General features: G+C 68.9%; 1 protein-coding gene. It reads left to right on the forward strand.

Going from position 1 to position 219, the window contains the following annotated elements; all coding sequences use genetic code 11:
• On the forward strand, positions 1 to 217 hold a 217-nt coding region (locus A3709_RS19540; protein ID WP_231871256.1), incomplete at its 5' end, for a YMGG-like glycine zipper-containing protein.
• Positions 218 to 219 lie beyond the last annotated feature (2 nt).

Here is a 219-nt window from a genome sequence, read left to right on the forward strand (position 1 = left end):
AGTGAAAACGGGCGAAAAGACGGCCCGCGGCGCCGCCTCGGGTGCGGTCGTGGGTGGCCTGATCGGTGCTGCTGTGGGAAACAGTCGCGATGCCCAGCGCGGCGCCGGTGCAGGCGCCGTCAGTGGCGCGGCTCGCGGTGCCAGCGAGGGCTCCCGCGAGGAAGTGCAGGTGGTTAAGCAATGCCTGCGGGGCCGGGGTTATAAAGTCCTCAACTAGGC

This window comes from Halioglobus sp. HI00S01, assembly GCF_001635445.1.
GTDB lineage: Bacteria > Pseudomonadota > Gammaproteobacteria > Pseudomonadales > Halieaceae > Halioglobus > Halioglobus japonicus.